The organism is Microbacterium wangyouchuni (genome assembly GCF_051546305.1).
GTDB lineage: Bacteria > Actinomycetota > Actinomycetes > Actinomycetales > Microbacteriaceae > Microbacterium.
This window is the reverse complement of record NZ_JBPTMA010000002.1, coordinates 192,247-213,467: the sequence shown is the minus strand read 5'-3', so window position 1 is coordinate 213,467 and position 21,221 is coordinate 192,247. Positions and strand designations below refer to the sequence as shown.

At 63.8% G+C, this 21,221-nt stretch carries 24 protein-coding genes; 18 read left to right on the top strand and 6 right to left on the bottom strand.

The annotated features are described in order from the left end of the window. Nucleotides 1–31: 31 nt before the first annotated feature. Both ACSS7Z_RS04305 and ACSS7Z_RS04300 read right to left on the bottom strand, forming a co-directional pair. Nucleotides 32–409 (bottom strand): Pr6Pr family membrane protein, encoded by a 378-nt coding sequence (locus tag ACSS7Z_RS04305; RefSeq protein ID WP_438253253.1) that lies wholly within the window; start codon nt 407–409, stop codon nt 32–34. Continuing rightward, the gene (locus ACSS7Z_RS04300; protein ID WP_438253252.1) at nt 390–743 is read right to left on the bottom strand and encodes a hypothetical protein; all 354 of its coding nucleotides are present in this window, start codon (nt 741–743) and stop codon (nt 390–392) included. Before ACSS7Z_RS04300 ends, ACSS7Z_RS04305 begins: the two co-directional genes overlap by 20 nt. Before the next feature lie 87 nt (nt 744–830). On the opposite strand from ACSS7Z_RS04300, the gene ACSS7Z_RS04295 reads away from it, so the two are divergent. The 4 genes from ACSS7Z_RS04295 to ACSS7Z_RS04280 all read left to right on the top strand — a co-directional run bounded on the left by ACSS7Z_RS04295 (nt 831) and on the right by ACSS7Z_RS04280 (nt 4,069). Further along, entirely contained in the window at nt 831–1,460 is a 630-nt protein-coding gene (locus tag ACSS7Z_RS04295) for an ABC transporter ATP-binding protein (RefSeq protein WP_438253251.1), read from the top strand. Further along, nucleotides 1,457–2,950 (top strand): DUF6297 family protein, encoded by a 1,494-nt coding sequence (locus ACSS7Z_RS04290; protein ID WP_438253250.1) that lies wholly within the window; start codon nt 1,457–1,459, stop codon nt 2,948–2,950. Before ACSS7Z_RS04295 ends, ACSS7Z_RS04290 begins: the two co-directional genes overlap by 4 nt. A 224-nt stretch (nt 2,951–3,174) precedes the next feature. Beyond that, the gene (locus tag ACSS7Z_RS04285) at nt 3,175–3,492 is read left to right on the top strand and encodes a hypothetical protein (protein WP_438253249.1); all 318 of its coding nucleotides are present in this window, start codon (nt 3,175–3,177) and stop codon (nt 3,490–3,492) included. A 280-nt stretch (nt 3,493–3,772) separates the two neighbouring features. Continuing rightward, nucleotides 3,773–4,069 carry a hypothetical protein gene (locus ACSS7Z_RS04280; RefSeq protein ID WP_438253248.1) on the top strand — a complete coding sequence of 99 codons (297 nt, stop codon included), beginning with the start codon at nt 3,773–3,775 and terminating at the stop codon, nt 4,067–4,069. A gap of 295 nt (nt 4,070–4,364) precedes the next feature. Here the strand turns inward: ACSS7Z_RS04280 and ACSS7Z_RS04275 are convergent, their stop codons facing one another. Continuing rightward, entirely contained in the window at nt 4,365–4,871 is a 507-nt protein-coding gene (locus ACSS7Z_RS04275) for a GNAT family N-acetyltransferase (RefSeq protein ID WP_438253247.1), read from the bottom strand. Between the two features lie 255 nt (nt 4,872–5,126). Beyond that, nucleotides 5,127–5,897, bottom strand: a complete 771-nt coding sequence (locus ACSS7Z_RS04270; protein WP_438253246.1) for a helix-turn-helix domain-containing protein — start codon at nt 5,895–5,897, stop codon at nt 5,127–5,129. A gap of 89 nt (nt 5,898–5,986) precedes the next feature. On the opposite strand from ACSS7Z_RS04270, the gene ACSS7Z_RS04265 reads away from it, so the two are divergent. The 5 genes from ACSS7Z_RS04265 to ACSS7Z_RS04245 all read left to right on the top strand — a co-directional run bounded on the left by ACSS7Z_RS04265 (nt 5,987) and on the right by ACSS7Z_RS04245 (nt 9,680). After that, nucleotides 5,987–6,493, top strand: coding sequence for a VOC family protein (locus ACSS7Z_RS04265; protein ID WP_438253245.1), 507 nt, complete (start codon nt 5,987–5,989; stop codon nt 6,491–6,493). A gap of 52 nt (nt 6,494–6,545) precedes the next feature. Further along, complete coding sequence (locus ACSS7Z_RS04260; protein WP_438253244.1) at nt 6,546–7,508, top strand: ABC transporter ATP-binding protein; 963 nt, start codon at nt 6,546–6,548, stop codon at nt 7,506–7,508. Further along, on the top strand, nt 7,505–8,386 hold the full coding sequence (locus tag ACSS7Z_RS04255; protein WP_438253243.1) for a DUF2705 family protein: 882 nt from the start codon (nt 7,505–7,507) through the stop codon (nt 8,384–8,386). The genes ACSS7Z_RS04260 and ACSS7Z_RS04255 overlap by 4 nt, the downstream gene beginning before the upstream one ends. Before the next feature lie 257 nt (nt 8,387–8,643). After that, the gene (locus ACSS7Z_RS04250; RefSeq protein ID WP_438253242.1) at nt 8,644–9,255 is read left to right on the top strand and encodes a LysE family translocator; all 612 of its coding nucleotides are present in this window, start codon (nt 8,644–8,646) and stop codon (nt 9,253–9,255) included. Between the two features lie 215 nt (nt 9,256–9,470). Next, on the top strand, nt 9,471–9,680 hold the full coding sequence (locus ACSS7Z_RS04245) for a hypothetical protein (protein ID WP_438253241.1): 210 nt from the start codon (nt 9,471–9,473) through the stop codon (nt 9,678–9,680). Between the two features lie 155 nt (nt 9,681–9,835). Here the strand turns inward: ACSS7Z_RS04245 and ACSS7Z_RS04240 are convergent, their stop codons facing one another. Next, the gene (locus ACSS7Z_RS04240) at nt 9,836–10,735 is read right to left on the bottom strand and encodes a DMT family transporter (protein WP_438253240.1); all 900 of its coding nucleotides are present in this window, start codon (nt 10,733–10,735) and stop codon (nt 9,836–9,838) included. 45 nt (nt 10,736–10,780) lie between these two features. Here ACSS7Z_RS04240 and ACSS7Z_RS04235 point away from each other — a divergent pair, with 45 nt between their 5' ends. From ACSS7Z_RS04235 to ACSS7Z_RS04225, 3 genes are all read left to right on the top strand, one after another. After that, nucleotides 10,781–11,260, top strand: a complete 480-nt coding sequence (locus tag ACSS7Z_RS04235) for a MarR family winged helix-turn-helix transcriptional regulator (RefSeq protein WP_438253239.1) — start codon at nt 10,781–10,783, stop codon at nt 11,258–11,260. A gap of 71 nt (nt 11,261–11,331) precedes the next feature. Beyond that, nucleotides 11,332–11,826 (top strand): VOC family protein, encoded by a 495-nt coding sequence (locus ACSS7Z_RS04230; RefSeq protein WP_438253238.1) that lies wholly within the window; start codon nt 11,332–11,334, stop codon nt 11,824–11,826. A gap of 12 nt (nt 11,827–11,838) precedes the next feature. After that, nucleotides 11,839–12,588 (top strand): MerR family transcriptional regulator, encoded by a 750-nt coding sequence (locus ACSS7Z_RS04225; protein ID WP_438253237.1) that lies wholly within the window; start codon nt 11,839–11,841, stop codon nt 12,586–12,588. A 51-nt stretch (nt 12,589–12,639) separates the two neighbouring features. Here the strand turns inward: ACSS7Z_RS04225 and ACSS7Z_RS04220 are convergent, their stop codons facing one another. After that, a complete protein-coding gene (locus ACSS7Z_RS04220; RefSeq protein WP_438253236.1) occupies nt 12,640–14,505 on the bottom strand; it encodes an FAD-dependent monooxygenase in 1,866 nt (621 codons plus the stop codon). Between the two features lie 129 nt (nt 14,506–14,634). On the opposite strand from ACSS7Z_RS04220, the gene ACSS7Z_RS04215 reads away from it, so the two are divergent. The 6 genes from ACSS7Z_RS04215 (at nt 14,635) to ACSS7Z_RS04190 (ending at nt 21,153) form a co-directional block, all read left to right on the top strand. Next, nucleotides 14,635–16,086, top strand: coding sequence for a fumarylacetoacetate hydrolase family protein (locus ACSS7Z_RS04215; protein ID WP_438253235.1), 1,452 nt, complete (start codon nt 14,635–14,637; stop codon nt 16,084–16,086). Beyond that, nucleotides 16,083–16,760, top strand: coding sequence for a GntR family transcriptional regulator (locus tag ACSS7Z_RS04210; RefSeq protein ID WP_438253234.1), 678 nt, complete (start codon nt 16,083–16,085; stop codon nt 16,758–16,760). The genes ACSS7Z_RS04215 and ACSS7Z_RS04210 overlap by 4 nt, the downstream gene beginning before the upstream one ends. Before the next feature lie 13 nt (nt 16,761–16,773). Then, complete coding sequence (hpaE, locus tag ACSS7Z_RS04205; protein ID WP_438253233.1) at nt 16,774–18,270, top strand: 5-carboxymethyl-2-hydroxymuconate semialdehyde dehydrogenase; 1,497 nt, start codon at nt 16,774–16,776, stop codon at nt 18,268–18,270. Nucleotides 18,271–18,390: 120 nt separating this feature from the next. Beyond that, nucleotides 18,391–19,557 carry a 3,4-dihydroxyphenylacetate 2,3-dioxygenase gene (gene hpaD / locus ACSS7Z_RS04200; protein WP_438253232.1) on the top strand — a complete coding sequence of 389 codons (1,167 nt, stop codon included), beginning with the start codon at nt 18,391–18,393 and terminating at the stop codon, nt 19,555–19,557. Nucleotides 19,558–19,573: 16 nt separating this feature from the next. After that, nucleotides 19,574–20,359 (top strand): 2-keto-4-pentenoate hydratase, encoded by a 786-nt coding sequence (locus ACSS7Z_RS04195; RefSeq protein ID WP_438253231.1) that lies wholly within the window; start codon nt 19,574–19,576, stop codon nt 20,357–20,359. Further along, nucleotides 20,344–21,153 (top strand): HpcH/HpaI aldolase family protein, encoded by an 810-nt coding sequence (locus ACSS7Z_RS04190; protein WP_438253230.1) that lies wholly within the window; start codon nt 20,344–20,346, stop codon nt 21,151–21,153. Before ACSS7Z_RS04195 ends, ACSS7Z_RS04190 begins: the two co-directional genes overlap by 16 nt. Nucleotides 21,154–21,221 lie beyond the last annotated feature (68 nt).

The following is a 21,221-nucleotide window of genomic DNA, read 5'->3' as shown; positions in this document are numbered from 1 at the left end:
TTATCTGACGCATGCAGCAGAGATGATCTGATCAGCGGCATCGTTGTGCGGCCGCGGATTTCGGAGCGAAGGGCCACCACATCTTGGTAAGCGTGGGCGATGGCTCTCGTGATTGAAGGCAAATTCCGGGCAGCCTGCTCGCAATCCAAACGATCGTCCCGGCGATGGTGACGGCAGCGACTAGTCCGGCAATGTGGCCGACAAGCGAGCCGATACCGCGTTCTGGGAGAAGGAATCCATAGGGCACCCAGCCATCTGTCACACCGCGAACAAGAACAACCGCGAGCCACACAGTCGGATACGGCAAGAGCAACCAGAGCCAGCGCCAACTCAGACGCGGACGATCGCCGATCAGTAACCAGTCGAGTACGACCAGAACGGGGAAGAAGCTATGAAGGGCGATGCTCACCCATGGTTGGTGCCGACCCGGTTCCCGGCACGAGCAGGTTGTAGATCACTGCGACCACTATCAAGTATGAGACCGCGAGTGCCCGCAACACCGTGAGCATGAGCGGCGCACGCCTGCCTGTGAGTGCGAAGGCTCCGGTCGAGATCAGGACGATGATGGCGATCAGACTGGTTTGATTCGTGAAGTATCCGAAGTAGTCAAACGGATTCCCGTCTCCGACAGCGATGCGAAGAACGTAGGCGTAAATCAGGATCGCCATCACGATGCTTCCGACCGCGAGCCGCCCGACGGCCACACCAGACGCTCTTAGGCGCGGGGTTGCAATGGAGTTCACGACTGAGAGCCTACGAGACGGATAACCACTATTCGCAGGCGAGAAGCCGTCCCCACCTGGCATTCGACGACCTGCGAGGATGGTCGCATGATCGAGTTCGACGACGCGGGCGTGACCGTAGGCGATGTGACGCTCTTGGCCCCTGTCTCGGTGACGGCGCAGCGGGGGGAAGCGTTGATTGTGCGGGGTCGGAACGGGACGGGTAAGTCGACGCTGCTGCGCGTGCTCGCTGGCGTCCGGAAGCCGTCGCGCGGGACGGTGCGGATTGGCGGCGCTGGTGTAAACGACCGTGACCGTGGATTCCGGCGACGGGTCGCCGTGATGATCGGTCTGCCGCCGATGGCTCCGGACCTTACGGTGTTGGATCATGTCCTGCTTGTAGCGGCAACGTGGATGGACGACTCAGCCCAGGCCGCCAATCTCGCTCGCGACGTGCTCACGGAACTGGGGCTGGATGCGCTGGGTGAGCGATTCCCGCATGAGCTGTCTTCGGGGCAGACCCAGTTGTTCGGTCTCGCGCTTGTCTTGGCACGCCCCTTTGAGGTGCTAATCCTCGATGAGCCGGAGCAGCGGTTGGACACCGAGCACGTCGAATCTGTCATCCGCGTGCTGCGTGCTCGGCGCGATAACGGTGCGACGCTTGTGGTGGCCACTCACAGTCCGCTTCTCGCTGACGGGTTGGCAGATCGAACGCTCCGGTTGGATGCGTCGGCATGAGTACCCGGACCGGAGCAGCGTTCACGATCTGGCGCGCACGCAACGTCCGTACGCTCGGTGACCGCAGCTTCGTGGTCTACATGGCGTTCATGGTCGCACTGGTCACGGTGATACCACTGGTGCGTGCGGTGTGGCTGAGTGCAATCAGTGCGGAAGGGGTAGCCCTGTTCGCGGCACCTGCTGCGCCGGGAGTGACGGTGTTTATTGTCGCGGGCCTGTGGGCGGGTGGTTTGCTGTTGGGCCGTGATCGTGGCCCCGCGATGCTCCCACCGTTTCTGAATTACGCTCTCGCCGCCAGCGACCTGCCCCGATCTGACACGTTCCGCGGCCCGCTGCTGCGCGCTGGCGCACTCGTGACCGCGTTGACCATGATCGTCGCCGGATTGGTGGCGGGAAGTCTGACCAGCCAGGGGCTCGTTAGTCCGCTCAGTGTCGTGGCATTCACCTTGGTTGGTGCAATGGTCGGGACCATCGCGACCGTGGCCTGGCTGGCAGGTCAAGCGTTCCCGCGCCCCGCAGTTCCGGTCGCCCTCGGCCTGATCGTGGCTGGAGCGCTCAGTGCGGTCGTCCCGGCCGCGCAACCGTTCACCCCCTGGGGCTGGGTCGGGATTGCCTACCCCGGCAACGCTGCGCCGCATGTCCTGCCCGCATTGTTAGCCGTGACCGCCGCGTGCGTGGCCTCAGTGCCGGCGCTGATGAACAGGCTCGGCCTTATGGAGCTGTCGGCGCAGGCTGCGCGCTGGGATGCGGCGACTGTCCATGCCGCGGGCATGGACTTCAGCACCGCTGCCTCTCTGTACCAGGTAAGGCCGCACCTCGGTCGCGGCATCCGCGCCGTCCGAGCAATGCGCCGGTTATCGGGGACGTTCTTGATCCGTGACGTAATCGGGGCGGCTCGGACGCCGGGCCGGTTCATCGTTGCTGTCCTCGCTCTCGCGGGCGCAGGAGTGCTCATTACATTTGCGTTCGCACCGGCTACTCCCGGCTGGCTGCTGGGAGCTGCCGCTGGCCTGGTCATCTTCGCAGCCCTTGGCCCCCTCACCGACGGAATTCGGCATGCCGCAAGCGTTGCCTCAGACTTCCCTCTGTATGGGATCAGCGACGAACGCCTGCTCGCTAATCACTTGATCTTTCCGCTGGCCGTCATCGTTCTCGTGCTGCTCACGGCAGTCGCCATATGCTCTGCCGTCGCCGGCATCGGCCCGATCACACCGATCCTCAGCTCGCTCGCAGTCGGGATACTCGCACTCTTCGCCCGAGTCAGCAACGCACTCAAAGGCCCGCTCCCGCCCGCCCTGCTCACGCCGATTCCGACGCCGATGGGGGACCTAGGCGCGGCAATCCGAATGACTTGGGCCGTGGATAGCCTGCTAATCGCGGGACTGGCCGGTGCAGCGGCGGCACTTGTGCTCCATACTCCCACCTTGCTCATCGGGGTGGCCGCTCCCCTCGCTGGTGTGGTCATCAGTCGCTGGCGCTGCAGGGGGTAAGTGGACCCTTGTCTCGTAACCTCGGTGTCTCAGAACCTATGCGTTTCGAGAAGCCGATTGCGGTTCGGGTGGCGTCAGTGCTCAGATGGCGTGTATGAGACGTCTCACATCGCTAGGGTTCTGAGACACTTTCGTCAGGTCGTGTATCCGCGCTCGTGCTTCGTCGGCACGGGCCGAGGGAAAAGGCCACATCCCCTGGAAACGGCCTTGCTACTCTCGAGAATATGATCTTGTTCGGCGGAGTCGCGGCACTAGTCGGAGTCATGCTGTTCCACGTGGCACTGGGAATGACGTTGCATGCGAACCCGACGACCAGAATCCCGTTCAATCGAAACGCTGCGATCATCCCGGGTGGATCAGTTGCGATGCGCGTTATCGGTGCGGGTCTTATCGTTCTCGGAGTGGTTCTACTCAGCACGAGTGCCTGGTATTGGCCTTTCATCGTCGTCTTGGTCGGCCCAGTCACGGCGGTGACAGTCGTCACCATTCACAACCGGAAAGTCACGAACCAGCTGGCCGAACACAAGGCCAGCGCTCAGTAAAGGTGCAGCCTTGGCTGGTCCCGCACCGAATGCGTCAGCGTCGGGCAGCGTGCCTCTTGCGCTGACTAGGGAGTAAACCGAGGAGCACTGGGACGAGGATTCCGAGTGCGCAGACGATAGATACAGCTGCTGTGCTCATGCACTCGATTGTTGCATCGAGGACACCACCGCCAGGTAGCCGTCAAAGGTGCCTTCGGACGTGTCTCGTAACCTCGGTGTCGCTTAACCCATAGGTTTCGAGACCGTCGTGACGCGGATTTGGCGCGACTAAGCTCGCGTCATGGATTCCTTCGAGGTCGTGGTCGATGGCGAGTTGTTCCGTATCAGCAAGAGGCGCGAATCCAGTGCCACCGTCAGCTACGACTTCAGCTGGTTGAACGGACCGGCCAACGGAACTTACGGCTTCAGCGTCGGTCTCGCTGCCAATCGCTCCGTGGAGACCGAGGCATGCAATGCATCGGAGTTACCCAGAGAACGACTGATCGCGGCGGTGCAGGGCTTTGTGGACTCGTTCTACGAAGACAGTGGAATAGGTCAAGAAGATTTCCCCGATCATGTCCCAGCACGGAGACGTTGAGACATAGCCCTCCTCCGAGAGCGGTGTCTCGCATCCCATGGGTTGCGAGACAGAGGAGCTAGGTAACTCCGGGGATCCGCGGGGCTCCCGGCCAGTGGGCGTGCATTGGCCTGAATGGCATGCACACCCGCCGTCAGCAGCAATTCTCCGAGCACGCTGGCGAACGTCGCACGAGGGTGTCTATGACTGCGCTGACGTCTTGTCTCGGACACAGCACGCAGCGAGCCCGATCCGCAATGCAGTGCTGTTGCGTTCGACGTACGGCTAACGGGACGGGCCAAACGCAAGCAAATGACTACCCGGCATCAATCGACTCGTGGAGTCGCAGAAGCATGGTCAGTGACCCGCCCACCTCGTCCACCTTCCGGAAGCCCACGCGCTCGTACAGGTGCCTCGCGTAGTTGTCCGGCTCCACGCTCAGGCTTAACGCCGTCAGCCCTTGCTCGCGTGCGGCATCAATTAGCGCGTCGAGCAAGCGGAATCCGATCCCGCGTCCCCGCCAGGCCCGCACGACACCCATCGATAGCTCGGGTGTGGCGGCGTCCACGAAGCCGTAGCCACGGTCACTCTCGGACAACAATCGAACCCAGGCGGCTCCTATGGGCTGCTGTTCGTCCAGCGCGATGACACCAAGATCATCCGGGCGTTGCCAGCCCGTGATGTAGTGCGCGAGCTCCGGCTGGCTCAGAACCTCTGCGACGCTGCCGTTCGGCCCGTCAGGTCGCCAGAAGGCCGCTGCAACGAGTATCTCGGCGAGAAAGGGGCCATCCGAAGCATCAGCACGGCGAATGATTAGAGACACCACACCATTGTGGCTGCTCACCGATCCATTGCGGACACCCCGAGCGGTCCCGCAAGGGTTCCGGTCAACGGAACGGTTTGTCTGGTCGGCTTGGGACCTGTGCAAATTTGCGGCCCTCTTCGGGGATGCGGGATGGCAGCACGTGGCGGGCTCGCGCGAGAGCGGCGCCCAGTACTTGGCATCGTTCTCGGGCGGTGCCAATGCCGGCATCTTCTCGGACCGGGCGTCGAAGGCCCAGCGCTATGTCATCCTCTCTCATTGCGAACGACTAGCGGTGCGATACTCCGATGCGGTCAGTCCAAGCACCGCGCGGAAGTCGTTTGCGAGGTGCGCCTGATCGGCGTAGCCGAGCTCGGCGGCGACATTCGCGAGCGACGCGTCGGCGTCATCGCGCATGCGCTGCGCCGCCTCCTGCAGTCGTCGGCGGCGAATGACAGCGGCCGGCGATACTCCCACGGTCCGGTGGGCGAGCCGCTGGAGGGTGCGTACTGAGACGTGCAGCCGCTCGGCCGCGTCTTCCACGCGCAGCATGGCGGCATCCGTTAGGAGCAGATCTGCCATCTCGTTCGCAAGGCGGGATTCGTGGGTCGGCGGTCCCACCCGATCGACGAGCCAGGCCGCCATAGCGGCGACCGCGGCGTCGGCGTCGGGCATCGCGGCTACGACGAGGCAGTGAACCTCGGGCGCATCGAGCGTCGTGAACGTGTCGACGAGCGTGCTGGGCGTGTCATAGAGCCGCGCGAATGCCGCTGGTCGCAGCAGGGCACCCACAGCCCACCCGCTTCCGCGGAGAACGCGTTCCGACACCCGCGTGGTGGCGCCCCACAGCGTCACACCGGTCGGCTCGACGACCAGATTCGCGGCGGGGTACGAGAGGATCGGCTGGCGCGACTCGACTCCTGCGGGCAGGTTCCACTGCGGGATCCAGAACCACGCCACGAGATCGGATGCCGCATCCGGTGGCGGCATCCGCGTGAACCGTGGAAGTCGATCCCGGTACAGCACCCCGCGGGTCGGGTCGGTCACGCACTCCAGTGTAGAACGTGGGGCCGACATCGCGCGGGTTGTCGCGAATCTCCAAGCCGCAGGCGCCCTTCACCCCACACGATGGGGTCATGACAACGACCAACCGCACCGGGGTGACCGGTGCCCACACCATTGACGGCCGCCCAAATGTCGCGACGACGCTCACCCCGTTCCTCGCGATCGCCGGGGCAAAGGTGGCTCTGGACTTCTACCGTGACGTCTTCGGAGCTCGGGTGACTGATATTACCGAGTTCGACGGGCTCGTCGTGCACGCCGGCCTCGACTTCGGACTGGGGCTGCTGCAGATCGGAGAGCCGAGTCCGGCCTACGGGACCGTGCGCGCGCCGGAGGGTGATGAGAACTGCTACTCGATCGGGATCTACGTTTCCGACGTCGACGCAGTCACCGCCCGCGCTGTGGCGGCCGGTGCCGCTGTGCGCGAGGAGCCGTCGACGTTCGTGTCGGGCGATCGGTTCGCCAGCATCCGAGATCCGTTCGGCGTCCGCTGGTCGGTGATGACACGCGTCGAGGACCTCTCCGAAGAGGAGAGTGCCGCGCACATCGCCGAGTGGGCGGCGTCGGTCGCCGCGGAGTGACGCGGGCGAGTCGACCGGCTTGTATGTGTTGAAGCTCTGGAAAGGAGACAACATGAACCCTTGGGCGATCGAAGCAGATGCGATCACCAAGACCTACCCGCGCGGGATCCGGGCCGTTGACGGCGTGACACTGCGGGTGCGCCCCGGCGAGGTCTACGGTCTGGTCGGACCGAACGGCGCGGGAAAGACGACGCTCCTGCGGATGCTCACCGGGCTAGTATCCCCCACAAGCGGGAGCTTCCGAGTCCACGGCAGCACACTCGGTTCGCTCATCGAAGGACCGGCGTTTTACCCGTCGATGTCGGGGCACAGCAACCTCACCCTGCTCTGCGAGTACTGGGGGATGCCGCGCTCCGATGCCGACCATGCACTCGACCGGGTCGGGCTGAACACGTCGGATCGGCACCGCCCCTACCGGCAGTACTCGCTCGGCATGAAGCAGCGGCTCGGCGTCGCGGCCACACTGCTGGGTGACCCCCGCATCGTCGTGCTCGACGAGCCGACCAATGGCCTGGATCCGGAGTCGATCGTGGGTATGCGTCAGATCGTGCAGGAGTTGCGTGCAGACGGATGCGCGGTGATGCTGTCTAGCCACCTGCTCAGCGAGGTCGAGCTCGTCGCTGATCGGGTCGGTGTGCTTGCGGAGGGCCGACTGATCGCGGAGGGAGATGTGGACGACTTGAGGCGTCGACTTTCCGGGGGACGCTGGGTCAAGGTCGAGGTGGACTCACCCGACCGCGCTGTGGCCGTCGCCGAAGAGCTCGGGCTGACCTCATCCGAGGAGACGGCGATGCGCATCCAGGTTCGGCTCGACGACCGGGTCGAGCCCCACCTACTGAACAAGGCGTTGGTCGCCGCGGGTGTGGAGGTCAGTGCGCTCGTCGAGGTTCGGGAGTCGCTGGAGACAGCGTTCCTCGGACTCATCTCCGAACCGACCCGGGGCGAACTCGCTGAACAGGCTGGGCCCGACGCCCGCATCCAGACTCAGACCCAGTCCGCGAGGAGTCGGTCATGACCACAGGGCCTGTCACGCTCGTCGCAGTACCCCCGCGAGCGCCCCACTTCGGCAGCGCGCTTCGCGGTGAAGTCGTACTCACCGGGCGCCGCGTGGCGGTGTGGGTGTCGCTGGGCGTGTGGGCGGCATGCATTGTGGTGTTCGCCTACCTGGCGAGCTACCTCACCACGGTGGGTGCCGAGTGGTATACCGCCCAGCAACAGGAGCAGATCCTGCAGACGATGCTTCCGCGGGGTACCGCCTACTACCCGCTGGCATCTTTGCCGCTGTATGGTGCGCCCCAGTTCGCGATTCTCGGCGCGGTCCTGGGCGCTTCGGACTACGCACGTGGCACGATCCGCACGATCGTGTCCCGATTCCCGCGCCGTGCATCGCTTCTGGTGGCGCGACTGGTCAACGTGGCGCTCATCGCGGCGCTGGCCGCGGCCGTGACGTTGCTGACCAGCGTGCTCAGCAGCGTCGGAGTCGCCGTCGTCGCCGATCGCGGCATGGAGTTTCCGCCCGTCGGCGATCTCATCGTCGCGTTGCTTATGGTCTGGCTCACAGCCACCGCGTTCATCGCGCTGGGCTTCGCGATCGGCAGTCTCACCCGAAGCGTTCTGGCAGCCGTGGCGATCGCGGTCGGTTGGGTGCTGGGCGTGGAATCCCTGGCGATCGGCCTACTCGCGCCGGTCGTGCCTTTCTTGGAAACCGTGCAAGGGCTGTTGCCGGTCGGGGCAACGTCATCGCTGGCCGCCGGTCTCGTTCCGGACGGACAAATGGTCGCGGGCGTCACGGCGGTGACCACGCCAGGCGCCGCCATCGCGGTGCTCATCGGCTGGACCGTGATCGCCGGCGCCACCAGCTGGATCCTTTTCGCGCGCCGCGACCTCGGCTGACGTGTCATGTTCCGCCGGATCCCATAATGGCCCCGCATGCCGGGGGACTATCCCCGGCCAAGAGGATGGCTGACCCGGTGTCGTCGGGGAACGCGGGCGTCGAAGCGATCGGCGATTTGACGCCGCCGTTGACCTTGAGAGGAGGCTCACAATGGTAATTTCGCCGATCATCCTGCGTGGCTGTCATACATCGCCTCCCCATTCGCTCTGGCGCTGGTCGTCGTGGCCGCCACACTCAACGACTGAACGGACGATTGATGAGCATTGCATTCCTGCTGACCACGCTCGTGGTGGTCGCCACCCCCGGCACCGGTGCCGTGTACTCCATCGCCGCAGGCCTCTCCCGCGGCACCAAGGCCGGCATCGTCGCCGCGTTCGGCTGCACCCTCGGTGTCATCCCGCACATGGTCGCCGCAATCACCGGGCTCGCCACGATCCTGAACGCTTCCGCGATCGCGTTCCAAACCATCAAATGGCTCGGTGTGGCCTACCTGCTCTACCTGGCCTGGCAGACCCTTCGCGACAAGTCAATGATCGACGTCGACGCCTCCACCACTCCGGTATCGTTCTGGCGGGTCATCCGCACCGCGGTGCTCATCAACCTCCTCAACCCCAAACTGACGATCTTCTTCTTCGCATTCCTGCCCCAGTTCGTCCCCGCGCGCGCGGCCAACGGCACCTGGCACATGGTGTGGCTCAGCCTCGTATTCATGACCCTGACGTTCATCGTGTTCGCCCTGTACGGGGTGTTCGCGGCCACGATGCGCACCCACGTCATCACCCGTCCGAAGGTCATGGCGTGGTTGCGCCGCACCTTCGCCGCAACCTACGTCCTGCTCGCTGGCCGCCTCGCCCTCGAAACCCGATAGCCCGCCACGATCCAGCTACGGCCCGAAGCCGCTCGACGAATCCCCCCGGCTCGCCGTCACCACCACGGCGGCACCATTTCTCGAACGGGCATCCGCCCTGCTCGCGCAACGTCGGCCTCGTTCGGACTCCCCTCCCCGACGGCCGTACTGACAGAGTTCTGTCAGTACGGACACGGTCCTGTCATCATCGATGACCGTATGGAATGCTGACTGGGATGGCAGGCGCAGCAGAGGGGTTCGAGTTCACCGTCGTTGGTCCCCAGGTGGAGATCCGTCACCACGGGCGACACGCGGCAACGCTCCGCAACGCTGCCGCGCGAAAGTTCCTCGCCGACGTTGAGCGCCGTGACCCCCAGCAACTGATGGCACGAGTAACCGGGAACTACAAGCACGGCAACGAGCGATCCAATCACCATCGCCCGTAGTCAGCGCGTGCTGCCCACGAAAGGGATGCGAGATGGTCGTCACGCTCGCGATCGGCATCGATCGTCGAATGAGCTCACAGCCTCGGCTATCTCGCATCCATCACGCTCCGCACTTGACCCGTTTTTCATATCTCAGCTTCGCTGCGCAAAGACGATCAGGGACTTTTCCCGACGAGTTCTTCGTGCGGGACGGGACGGTTCGACTTCTTGGTGATGATCACGGAAGCGATCGACCCCAACACGAGAAATATTCCGAGCGCCTGCAGCGGAGTGAAGCTCTCCCCGGCTACTGCCCATCCAAGCGTTATGGCCATTACCGGGCTGAGCAGACCGAGGAATGCAGTGGTGCTCGCGGGAAGCCTGGAGATGCCTCGAAACCACATGACATATGCAAATGCAGTACCCACAAGGGAAAGGTAGACGTAACCACCCAGGTTTGACGGCGTTAGCGCGACGTTGGGGAGCCCCTCGGCCAAGACCATGACCCCGAGGAGAGTGAGTCCGCCAGTAACTAGCTGCCAAGCGGTCGTTGTCAACGGTGGCGCGGGCTGCCCCCACCTCTTAGAAAGCACGATCCCTGTGGCCATGGAGAGCGTGCCGCCGAGGGCGGCCAGGACACCAATAACATCAAGGCGAGCTTGAGCTTGGAGCGTAATCATGCCAACTCCGAAAACGCCAATGAGGCCCGCCGTTATGACGCGGGCTGTCAACCGTTCGTGGAGAAGTCTGCTGGCCAGAACCGCGACGACAAGCGGTTGGATACCACCAACGATCGCGGCAACGCCACCAGGCAATCGGTACGCCGCGATGAAGAGCAACGCGAAGAACGCCCCGATATTGAGAACCCCGAGCACCCAGGACTTCCACCACCATGCGCCCCTCGGCAACTCGCGACAGACGGCCAGGAGCAACAGGCCAGCGGGAAGTGCGCGCAGCGTTGCTGCAAGTAGCGGGCGACCCTCGGGCAGAAACATGGTTGTCGTCAGGTAAGTAGTCCCCCACAGGATTGGCGCAAGGGCAGTGGTCAAGACCAGGAAACCTCGATTGCTAAGCACTTAGCTAGTGTAGCTAAGCGCTTAGCAAAAGCCTAGGCTCAACTTATGACAGATCAGGTAGAGCGCATTCTTGAACAGTGGCGAACGGAAAAGCCCGAGCTCGATGCCTCACCGATGGCCGTCATTGGCCGCTTGAGCCGCGCGGCTCTGGCTATCGAATCCCGACTGGCCGACACCTTCGCCCAACACGGCCTAGATGCGTCGTCCTTCGATGTGCTGGCCACGCTGCTGCGCAACGGCGCCCCTTACAGGCTTACCCCGGCAGAACTCGCGCGGGAATCAATGATCTCCACGAGCGCGGTAGCGCAGCGATTGAACAAGCTGGAGGCCCGCGGGCTCGTGGCGCGCGAGGCAAACCCAGACGACGGCCGCGGCACGCTCGTTGCACTTACCGACTCGGGGAAGGAAGTGATCGAGAAGGCGCTGCCGGACCATATTAGAACCGAACGAGCCATCCTGTCGTCGCTGAGCAGACAAGAGCAAACCACCTTGGCACTGCTTCTGAGCCGAATCGGCAATGCATAAGATTCCCACACTGCATCGGTTCGCCCATCCGGCTTGACTCTGCCGTAACGTCAACTGGAATGGTTGTGAATATGACAGAGAAAACAGGACCGATCATCGACCGTTCGATCTACCCCATGCCCATGTTCATCAACCTCGTAGTCAGCGACCTTGCTGCGGCGGAAGCGCTATACGCCCAAGCGGGGTTCGTGACTCTCGCGACGATCCCCGGGCCCGGCGGCATCCCCTCGCTGGTTCACCTGCGACGCGAGAAGTATCAGGACATCTTGATGACACAAGGCGCTCCGGGAGGCGGCACAACGTCGGCGTCATTTGCTGCCGGTGACGTCGACCTAGACAGAGTTGCCGACAGCCTGCGAACGGCGGGTGCTGGGGTCTCCGGTCCGCTCAACACACCCTGGTTCACGACAGATGTGTCTTTCTCTGACGCAGATGGCAACACCGTGACCCTGACCGCGCCACGCGCGGCCGATCAGGCTCAGGCGCAGGTTTGGGCGAGTGATCAGATTTCCGGCGACTTCGACCTTCCCGACGGCTTTTCGTTCGGCTCAACGCCCCGGCAATAGGAGGGAATAGCTGTGCAGGAATGGCCGATCAAGGAAGTGGCCCGGGCAACTGGGCTCACCAGCCGAACCCTTCGACACTATGAGCAGATCGGCTTGCTCCACCCTTCACGGGTGGCGAGCAACGGCTATCGGTTCTACGGCGAAGCAGAGCTGTCTCGGCTGTACAGGATCCTCTCTCTGCGGGCACTCGAATTGCCGCTTGCCACGATCCAAATCGCCCTCGACGACGACAAGTCGCTCGCTGAGACGATCCAATCGCACCTCGCGCTCCTCGAAGAGCGCAGAGAACGAACCAACCAACAGATCACCGTCGTGAGGCAGACATTGAACGCGGTACAGAAAGGCCAACATATGAGCATCGAAGAGGTGTTTGCTGGCGTCGATCAGAGCCAGTACGAAACCGAAGTACGACAGCGCTGGGGCGATGACGCCTGGGAACGCAGTGCGAAGCGCCGCGACCAGATGACGGACGAAGCGCGTCGGGCTGACGATGAACGCAGCTTGGACGTGAACGCTGCGCTTCGCGAGGCGGCCGAGTCGAACGTGGACCCGACGTCGGATGTATTTCAGACTTTGGTCGGAGGCCACTACAAATGGGTCACGGAGTACTGGAACGGGCGAAAGCCCGACAGGGACGCGTACACCGGACTTTCTCACCTCTACGTCACTGACCCACGGTTCGCCGCTACCTACGGCGGTCAGGCCAACGCTGAACTCATCCGCACGGCAATCCAATCCTGGATCGAGACGAACCTCCCGTAGAGCCATCAGGCCCGGGAGCGATGCACCAAGCAGCGCGTCGCGGCAGCACGATCAGGCTGGCAAGAACACACCATCAAAGAAGGCGCCGAGCTCCGATGTGGCTTCCAGCGGCAGCACGGCCGCGACGTACTGGTCGGGCCGCACGACCACCACAACGCCGTCCCGCGCGAGCTCGCGCTCGACGAAGATGTCGGTGTCCGTCCACACGTTGGGTGTGGCGGCGTAGACCTTCTCCCAATCCGTAAGACCCAGCGGTCCCGTCTTCGGTAGGAACAAGTCCGGCGCCTCCAGCAACGCGACATCCTCGAATGCCTCCTGATAGACGACCTTGGCATCGATGACGGCATCCTCATCAGCATCCGCCGAAGTCACCCGAGCGATCATCGGCGAGACCGCCGTTGCCCATTCCCGAAGGCGCACACCGCTCGCATCCGCGAACGCATAAACACGCCAGCGACCATCCGCCCTCGCATGGTGACCAAGATGCACGACGTTGCCGTCACACACCCGCACGACCTCGGCGGATTTGAACCGCTTCCCGATCGGGAACCCCGCCGCGAGCGCCTGATGGGCGGAACCGCCCGTGATCGCCGACGGCGGGTACTGCGTCATGAATCCCGAAGGGAACTCGGCGGTGGCGAGGTAGTAGTTCGCCAGCTCCTGCGGGTCGGAAATCTCCTCGGGTTTGCGTGCCATCAGACTTGACCACTCGCGGTCGAAATCGATCAGCTGCTGCGCAACCGGCTGCCGCTCTGCCGAATACGTCGCCAGGAGCGACTCGGGGCTGCGACCGGTGAGCACCGATCCGAGCTTCCAGCCCAGGTTGAATCCGTCCTGCATCGAAACGTTCATGCCTTGGCCAGCTTTCGCGCTGTGCGTGTGACAGGCATCTCCGGTCAAGAACACACGCGGAGCACGCGTGTCATCCAGAGCATCATCGAAACCGTCCGTGACGCGGTGGCCGACCTCGTAGACACTTGACCAGGCGACCTCCTTCACGTCGAGCGTGTACGGATGCAGAACCTCATTGGCCTTCTCGATGATCTGGTCAATCGGCGTCTGGCGCACCCGGTGGTTGTCGTCGGTCGCGACCGCGCCGAGGTCGACATACACACGGCTGAGATATCCACCCTCGCGGGGAATGTGCAGAATGTTCCCGGCCTTCGCGTTGATCGCGCATTTCGTACGCCAATCGGGGAAATCGGTGTTCACGAGCACATCCATGACTCCCCAGGCATGGGCTGAGAATTCGCCCACATGCTGACGTCCGATCGCCTCACGCACACCGCTTCGCGCCCCGTCGCATCCGACGACGTACTTCGCACGGATCGTGCGTTCCTCACCCGCGCGCTCCCCCGCCGTGTGCCGAATTCGCACCGCGACCGGATACTCACCTTCGCCATCGCGGGAAAGATCGAGGAACTCGATGCCGTAGTCGGGGATGATCCGGCCGGGCGCGAAGGCTGCCGCCTCGGCGAAGTAATCAAGCACGCGTGCTTGGTTGACGATCAGATGCGGGAACTCACTGATCTTCAGTCCATAATCCTCCGTACGCGTGGTGCGGATGATGTTGTCGGGGTTGTCCGGGTCCGGCCCCCAGAAGTTCATATAGGCGATGTTGTATGCCTCGGCAGTGATCCGTTCGGCGAATCCGAAGGCTTGGAAAGTCTCGACGCTGCGCGGCTGGATGCCATCGGCCTGGCCGAGCACGAGACGACCGTCGCGGCGCTCGATGATCCGTGTCGTGACATCGGGAAACTGCGACATCTGCGCAGCCAGCAGCATGCCGGCGGGTCCAGAGCCGACGATCAGCACATCCGTCTCATCCGGCAGGTCGATTGGGCGTTCGACACCCCAGCCCGCAGCCGGGACGACCCGTGGGTTCTCAGAAACGTAACCGTGGTGATGAAACTGCATCTTGATGCTCCTTGGTGACGTCGTTGTCTCGGGCTGGATGCAGAATGCTTGCGGCCCGATCTCAGGATGATATACGATTTCAAATACATCGCACAAGAGCGAGACTCACGACGCAAGGAGGCGCCCACTGTGACGGACTCGATTGCCCGCCCAGGCAAGATCATCGCAATCCACCTCAGCTATGCGTCCCGTGCTGATCAGCGCGGACGGCGCCCAGCCCACCCCTCCTACTTCTTCAAGGTCGCCAGTTCTGTTGCAGCATCCGGCGACACCGTCGAACGCCCCGCCGGCACCGAGCTGCTCGCCTTCGAGGGTGAGATCGCGCTCGTCATCGGCATCCCTGCACGCCGCGTCAGTCTGGAGGATGCCTGGTCGCATGTGGCATCCGTCACCGCCGCCAACGACCTCGGCCTCTACGACCTACGAGCCAACGACAAGGGCTCGAACGTCCGCTCCAAGGGCGGAGACGGCTACACACCTCTCGGCCCGAATCTCATCGATGCCCGCACGATCGATCCATCCGGCATCCGGGTGCGCACCTGGGTCAATGGCGAGCTTCGTCAAGATGACACGTCTGCGGGACTGATCTTCCCGCTCGCGCAGTTCGTCGCCGATCTCTCGCAGCACTTCACGCTCGAGACCGGGGATGTCATCCTCACGGGGACGCCGGCCGGATCGTCCGTAATCGTTCCCGGCGACGTCGTCGAGGTGGAGGTGGATGCCCCGAACGCACCAGGCGCACCGTCATCTGGCCGGCTCGTCACCACCGTCACGCAGGGCTCGGCCGCGTTCGACGAATCGCTCGGGTCGCTCCCTGCTGTCGATGACAAGCAGCGTGCGGATGCCTGGGGAACGGCCCCGACCGAAGATCGTCCGTCTCGTTCAACGACCGGGTTGAGCGTCGAACTCCGCGCGAAGCTCGAAGCCGCTCCCACCGCTGGGCTCTCCGCCCAGCTACGCAAGCGCGGACACCACTCCTGCTTCATCGACGGCGTCGCCGTCAACATCGCCGGCACGAAGATCGTCGGCACCGCGCGAACGCTGCGCTTCATCCCCGCCCGCGAGGATCTATTCGCCAGCCACGGCGGAGGCTACAACGCTCAGAAACGTCTGTTCGACGCTGTCGAAGAGGGCGAGATCATCGTCATCGAGGCGCGCGGGGATGCCACCACCGGCACTCTCGGCGACATCCTCGCCCTGCGCGCCCACGCCCGCGGCGCTGCCGGGGTCGTCACCGACGGCGGTGTGCGCGACTTCGATGAGGTCGCGCGCATCGGTCTGCCCGTGTTCTCGCAGGGCGCCCACCCGTCGGTACTCGGTCGCAAGCATGTGCCGTGGGACCTCGATGTGACCGTCGCCTGCGGCGGTGCCGCCGTCCAGCCGGGAGACATCATCGTCGGAGATGGAGACGGCGTTGTTGTGATCCCTCCGTCACTCGTCGAAGAGGTCGTCGAAGCAACACTGGCCCAGGAACAGGAGGACGCCTGGATCGCCGCACAGGTCGAGGCAGGGCATCCGGTCGATGGGTTGTTTCCGATGAATGCCCAGTGGCGTGCGAAGTACGAGGCGGAACGCGCATGACCAAGACCCTCAGCAAATCGCAACGCGCGTACGACTGGCTCAAGGAGCGCATCGCCGGGCAGACCTACACCCCCGGCTACCGACTCGTGCTCGGCACGATCGCAGGGGAACTCGACATGAGCGTGGTGCCGGTGCGCGAGGCGATCCGGCAACTCGAAGCCGAAGGACTCGTCCACTTCGAGCACAACGTGGGCGCGAGAGTGGCGATGGTCGATGATGCCCAATATCGGCACAGCATGGAGACCCTCAGCATCCTCGAGGGCAGCGCGACAGCGCTTGCGGCGCGGCACCTCACCGCTGATGATCTGAAGCTCGCGCGGGCAATCAATGCACAGATGATCGAAACGCTGGAAAATTTCAATCCTTCCGCGTTCACGCAGCTGAACCAGCGCTTCCACGCGGCGCTCATCGCACCGTGCCCGAACCCGCGCCTGCACGAACTCGTCACGCTGGAGATGTCGCGACTCAATCGCCTGCGCGACTCGACCTTCAGCTTCGTGCCCGGTCGCGCGCACGACTCGGTGCGCGAACACGAGCAGATCGTGGCGCTGATCGAGAACAGTGCACCGATCACAGAGATCGAGCGTGCAGCCCGGCTGCACCATGCATCCACTCTTGACGCCTATCTGACCCAGACGCAACCCGACGAGGCCGTCGGCACGCATGTGCACTGACACCGGAGGAACAATGACTGATTCACGTATCCCCGCAGATCTCCCCGCTCGCATCCAGCATTACATCGATGGCTCCTTCGTCGATTCGGTCGACGGCGACACCTTCGACGTGCTCGATCCGGTGACGAACGAGAACTACACCACTGCCGCGGCCGGCAAGAAGGCAGACATCGATCTCGCTGTCGCCGCTGCCAAACGTGCTTTCGAGGACGGGCCGTGGCCGAAGATGCTTCCGCGCGAGCGCTCGCGCGTGCTGCACAAGATCGCCGATCTCGTCGAGTCTCGCGATCAGCGCCTCGCGGAACTGGAGTCATTCGACTCCGGCCTACCCATCACGCAGGCGCTCGGTCAGGCCCGGCGCGCTGCGGAGAACTTCCGTTTCTTCGCCGATCTGATCGTCGCGCAGGCGGATGACACGTACAAGGTACCGGGGCGTCAGATCAACTACGTCAATCGCAAGCCGATCGGGGTCGCAGGCCTGATCACCCCGTGGAATACGCCGTTCATGCTCGAGTCCTGGAAGCTGGGCCCCGCCCTCGCCACCGGCAACACGGTCGTTCTCAAGCCCGCCGAGTTCACTCCGCTTTCGGCATCTCTGTGGGCTGACATCTTCGAGGAGGCTGGGCTCCCGCAGGGCGTGTTCAACCTCGTCAACGGTCTCGGAGAGGATGCCGGTGACGCGCTTGTGAAGCATCCCGATGTTCCGCTGATCTCGTTCACCGGCGAGAGCTCCACCGGCCAGCTGATCTTCGCCAACGCGGCCCCGTATCTGAAGGGTCTGTCGATGGAGCTCGGCGGAAAGTCCCCCGCGATCGTCTTCGCCGACGCCGACCTCGAAGCCGCCGTCAACGCGACGATCTTCGGGGTGTTCTCCCTCAATGGCGAGCGCTGCACGGCAGGCAGTCGCATCCTCGTCGAAGACTCGATCTACGACGAGTTCGTCGAGAAATATGCAGCTCAGGCGAAGCGCGTGAAGGTCGGTCTGCCCAATGACCCGACTACCGAGGTCGGTGCGCTCGTGCACCCGGAGCACTACGACAAGGTGATGAGCTACGTGGAGATCGGCAAGAGCGAGGCGCGCCTGGTCGCCGGCGGCGGACGCCCCGAAGGTTTCAACACCGGCAACTACGTCGCACCGACGGTGTTCGCCGATGTCTACCCCGATGCCCGGATCTTCCAGGAGGAGATCTTCGGCCCGGTTGTCGCGATCACCCCGTTCACGGGCGATGAAGAGGCCCTCGCACTGGCGAACAACACCAAATACGGCCTCGCCGCGTACATCTGGACGAACGACCTCAAACGCGCACACAACTTCGCTGGCGACCTTGAGGCTGGCATGGTGTGGCTGAACAGCAACAACGTGCGGGACCTGCGCACCCCGTTCGGTGGAGTGAAGGCATCCGGTCTCGGGCACGAGGGCGGCTACCGCTCGATCGACTTCTACACCGATCAGCAGGCCGTGCACATCAACCTCGGCGAAGTCCACAATCCCGTCTTCGGAAAGAACTGACCCTTCCCGCCTTCCCGCACTCCCGCCTTCCCGCTCAGGTCGCATTTCCTGCTGTTAAAACCGCCGCAAAGCGACACGAAGTGCGACCGGAGCACGAGAATCTCAAGCAAGGACGCTGATATGACCAATCGTGAAGACATGACCCTGACTTCCTCGGGGTACTACGTGAGCGCGGAAGCTCCGATCCACTCGGACAACGCCGTCGCGACCCCGGTCGCCACTCCCCCGGATATCCTCCGCTGCGCATATATGGACCTCGTCGTCACCGACCTCGCGGCATCCCGTCAGTTCTATGTCGACGTGCTCGGGCTCTACGTGACCGAGGAAGACGACGATGCGATCTACCTGCGCTCGACCGAGGAGTTCATCCACCACAACCTGGTGCTGCGCAAGGGACCGATCGCTGCGGTCGCGGCATTCTCGTACCGGGTGCGCAGCGCGGAGGACCTTGACCGTGCCGTCGAGTTCTACACCGAACTCGGATGCCGCGTCGAACGACGCCCGGATGGCTTCGTTAGAGGCATCGGAGACTCGGTGCGTGTCGAGGACCCCCTCGGCTTCCCCTATGAGTTCTTCTTCGAGACGACCCATGTCGAGCGACTGTCCTGGCGCTATGACCTGCACACTCCGGGCGAGCTGGTTCGTCTCGATCACTTCAACCAGGTCACCCCGGACGTGCCCCGCGCCGTGCGCCACTACCAAGACCTCGGATTCCGCGTCACCGAAGATATCCAAGATGAGCACGGCACCGTCTATGCCGCATGGATGCGCCGCAAGCCCACCGTGCACGACACCGCTGCCACCGGCGGTGACGGCCCACGCATGCATCACGTCGCATTCGCTACGCATGAGAAGCACAACATCCTGGCCATCTGCGACAAGCTCGGAGCGCTGCGCCGGTCGGATGCGATCGAACGCGGCCCCGGCCGCCACGGTGTCTCGAACGCCTTCTACCTGTACCTGCGCGACCCCGATGGGCACCGCGTCGAGATCTACACCCAGGACTACTACACCGGCGACCCGGACAACCCGGTCATCACCTGGGACGTGCACGACAATCAGCGGCGTGACTGGTGGGGCAACCCGGTGGTGCCGAGCTGGTACACCGACGCCTCGCTCGTGCTCGACCTCGACGGCAACCCGCAACCGGTCATCACGCGCACTGACGACAGAGAGATGGCTGTCACCATCGGAGCGGACGGTTTCTCGTACACGCGTAAAAACGAGGGCGAGGACTCGATGCCCGAATATAAGCAGGGCGAGTACAAGCTCGGCCACCAGCTCTAGAAGAAAGGCGCACCGGATGCTGACTCCTGAGGTGATCGAGCAGATTGCAGATGAACTCGCTGAGGCCGACCGCACGCACGGCGTGATCCCCCGCATCACCGCGCGGTTCCCGGATGCCACGATCGACGACGCCTATGCCATTCAAGGCATATGGCGGGACAAGAACCTCGCTTCCGGGCGTACGCTGGTCGGCCGCAAGATCGGTCTGACCTCGAAAGCGATGCAACAGGCGACCGGGATCACGGAGCCCGACTACGGCGTGATGTTCGACGACACCGTGTACCGCTCTGGTGCCGACATCCCCTTCGATGACTTCTCGAATGTGCGGATCGAGGTCGAGCTCGCTTTTGTCCTCAAGCATCCGCTCGAGGGCCCGAACTGCACTCTCGAGGATGCTCTCGCCGCAATCGACTACGCCGTCCCTGCTCTCGAAGTGCTGAACTCACATATCGAGCTCGAAGGCCGAACGATCGTCGACACCATCAGCGATAATGCCGCGTACGGAGCGATGGTTCTCGGCGACGTACATCTGAGTCCGGATGAGATCGACCTGCGCTGGGTTCCCGGCGTGCTCTCGCGCAACGGCGAGATCGAGGAGACCGGCGTCGCAGCAGGCGTCCTCGGCCACCCCGCCACAGGGGTCGCGTGGCTGGCGAACAAGTTCCATCAGCATGGTGCACGGCTTGAAGCCGGCGAGATCATCCTCGCAGGCTCCTTCACCCGACCGATGTGGGCGCACAAGGGCGACGAGGTACGGTGCGACTACCGAGAGATGGGAACCATCACATGTCGTTTCGTTTAGAACCTGCGCCGTCGTTCCGGGAGCGTCTGGCGAGCGCCGAGCGCCCACTGATCGGAGCCTGGATCTGCTCCGGCAGCCCGATCGCGGCGGAGATCGTGGCGGGTTCCGGACTGGATTGGACACTGATCGACGGCGAGCACAGTCCGATCGGCCTCGAATCGACGCTCGCGCTGCTGCAGGCGGTCGCGCCGTATCCGATCGCCCCGATGGTGCGGGTGCCGAGCAACAACGCGGTGCTGATCAAGCAGTTCCTCGACGTCGGCGCGCAGAACCTTCTGGTGCCGATGGTCAACAGCGTGTCGGATGCCGAAGCCGCCGTCGCTGCGACCCGCTACCCGCCGCGCGGCATCCGGGGCGTCGGCAGCGCGCTTGCTCGCGCCGGACAGTGGGGCCGCACCGAGAAATACCTGCAGCGAGCGCACGAGATCACCTCGCTCTCGGTGCAGATCGAGACGGATGCTGCGGTGCAGAGCGCCCGCGCAATCGCTGCGGTCGATGGTGTGGACAGCGTCTTTATCGGGCCGAGCGATCTGGCGGCATCCATGGGGCTGCTCGGCCAGCAGGAGCATCCGGATGTCATCGCTGCCGTCGAGCACACGATCACCGAAGTGCTCGCTGCTGGCAAGCCGGTCGGTGTGAACGCCTTCGTGCCGGCAACCGCGCGTCGCTACCTCGACGCCGGGGCCGCCTTCGCCCTTGTCGCCGCCGACGTGTCGATTCTCGCGCGGGCCACCGAGAAGCTCGCCGCGGACTGGATCCCCACTGCCGACACCGCCGAGCGCGAAAGTTACTGAGAGCTGCTCCGTCGCGTCGCGGCTCCTGCGGTTGTTACGCTCCCCCTGCTCCGGTCGCAATTGGTGTT

Coding starts and splice junctions, on each gene's coding strand:
- ACSS7Z_RS04295 (WP_438253251.1), top strand. CDS start 831: ATGATCGAGTTCGACGACGCGGGCGTGACCGTAGGCGATGTGACGCTC.
- ACSS7Z_RS04290 (WP_438253250.1), top strand. CDS start 1,457: ATGAGTACCCGGACCGGAGCAGCGTTCACGATCTGGCGCGCACGCAAC.
- ACSS7Z_RS04285 (WP_438253249.1), top strand. CDS start 3,175: ATGATCTTGTTCGGCGGAGTCGCGGCACTAGTCGGAGTCATGCTGTTC.
- ACSS7Z_RS04280 (WP_438253248.1), top strand. CDS start 3,773: ATGGATTCCTTCGAGGTCGTGGTCGATGGCGAGTTGTTCCGTATCAGC.
- ACSS7Z_RS04265 (WP_438253245.1), top strand. CDS start 5,987: ATGACAACGACCAACCGCACCGGGGTGACCGGTGCCCACACCATTGAC.
- ACSS7Z_RS04260 (WP_438253244.1), top strand. CDS start 6,546: ATGAACCCTTGGGCGATCGAAGCAGATGCGATCACCAAGACCTACCCG.
- ACSS7Z_RS04255 (WP_438253243.1), top strand. CDS start 7,505: ATGACCACAGGGCCTGTCACGCTCGTCGCAGTACCCCCGCGAGCGCCC.
- ACSS7Z_RS04250 (WP_438253242.1), top strand. CDS start 8,644: ATGAGCATTGCATTCCTGCTGACCACGCTCGTGGTGGTCGCCACCCCC.
- ACSS7Z_RS04245 (WP_438253241.1), top strand. CDS start 9,471: ATGGCAGGCGCAGCAGAGGGGTTCGAGTTCACCGTCGTTGGTCCCCAG.
- ACSS7Z_RS04235 (WP_438253239.1), top strand. CDS start 10,781: ATGACAGATCAGGTAGAGCGCATTCTTGAACAGTGGCGAACGGAAAAG.
- ACSS7Z_RS04230 (WP_438253238.1), top strand. CDS start 11,332: ATGACAGAGAAAACAGGACCGATCATCGACCGTTCGATCTACCCCATG.
- ACSS7Z_RS04220 (WP_438253236.1), bottom strand. CDS start 14,505: ATGCAGTTTCATCACCACGGTTACGTTTCTGAGAACCCACGGGTCGTC.
- ACSS7Z_RS04210 (WP_438253234.1), top strand. CDS start 16,083: ATGACCAAGACCCTCAGCAAATCGCAACGCGCGTACGACTGGCTCAAG.
- hpaE (WP_438253233.1), top strand. CDS start 16,774: ATGACTGATTCACGTATCCCCGCAGATCTCCCCGCTCGCATCCAGCAT.
- hpaD (WP_438253232.1), top strand. CDS start 18,391: ATGACCAATCGTGAAGACATGACCCTGACTTCCTCGGGGTACTACGTG.
- ACSS7Z_RS04195 (WP_438253231.1), top strand. CDS start 19,574: ATGCTGACTCCTGAGGTGATCGAGCAGATTGCAGATGAACTCGCTGAG.
- ACSS7Z_RS04190 (WP_438253230.1), top strand. CDS start 20,344: ATGTCGTTTCGTTTAGAACCTGCGCCGTCGTTCCGGGAGCGTCTGGCG.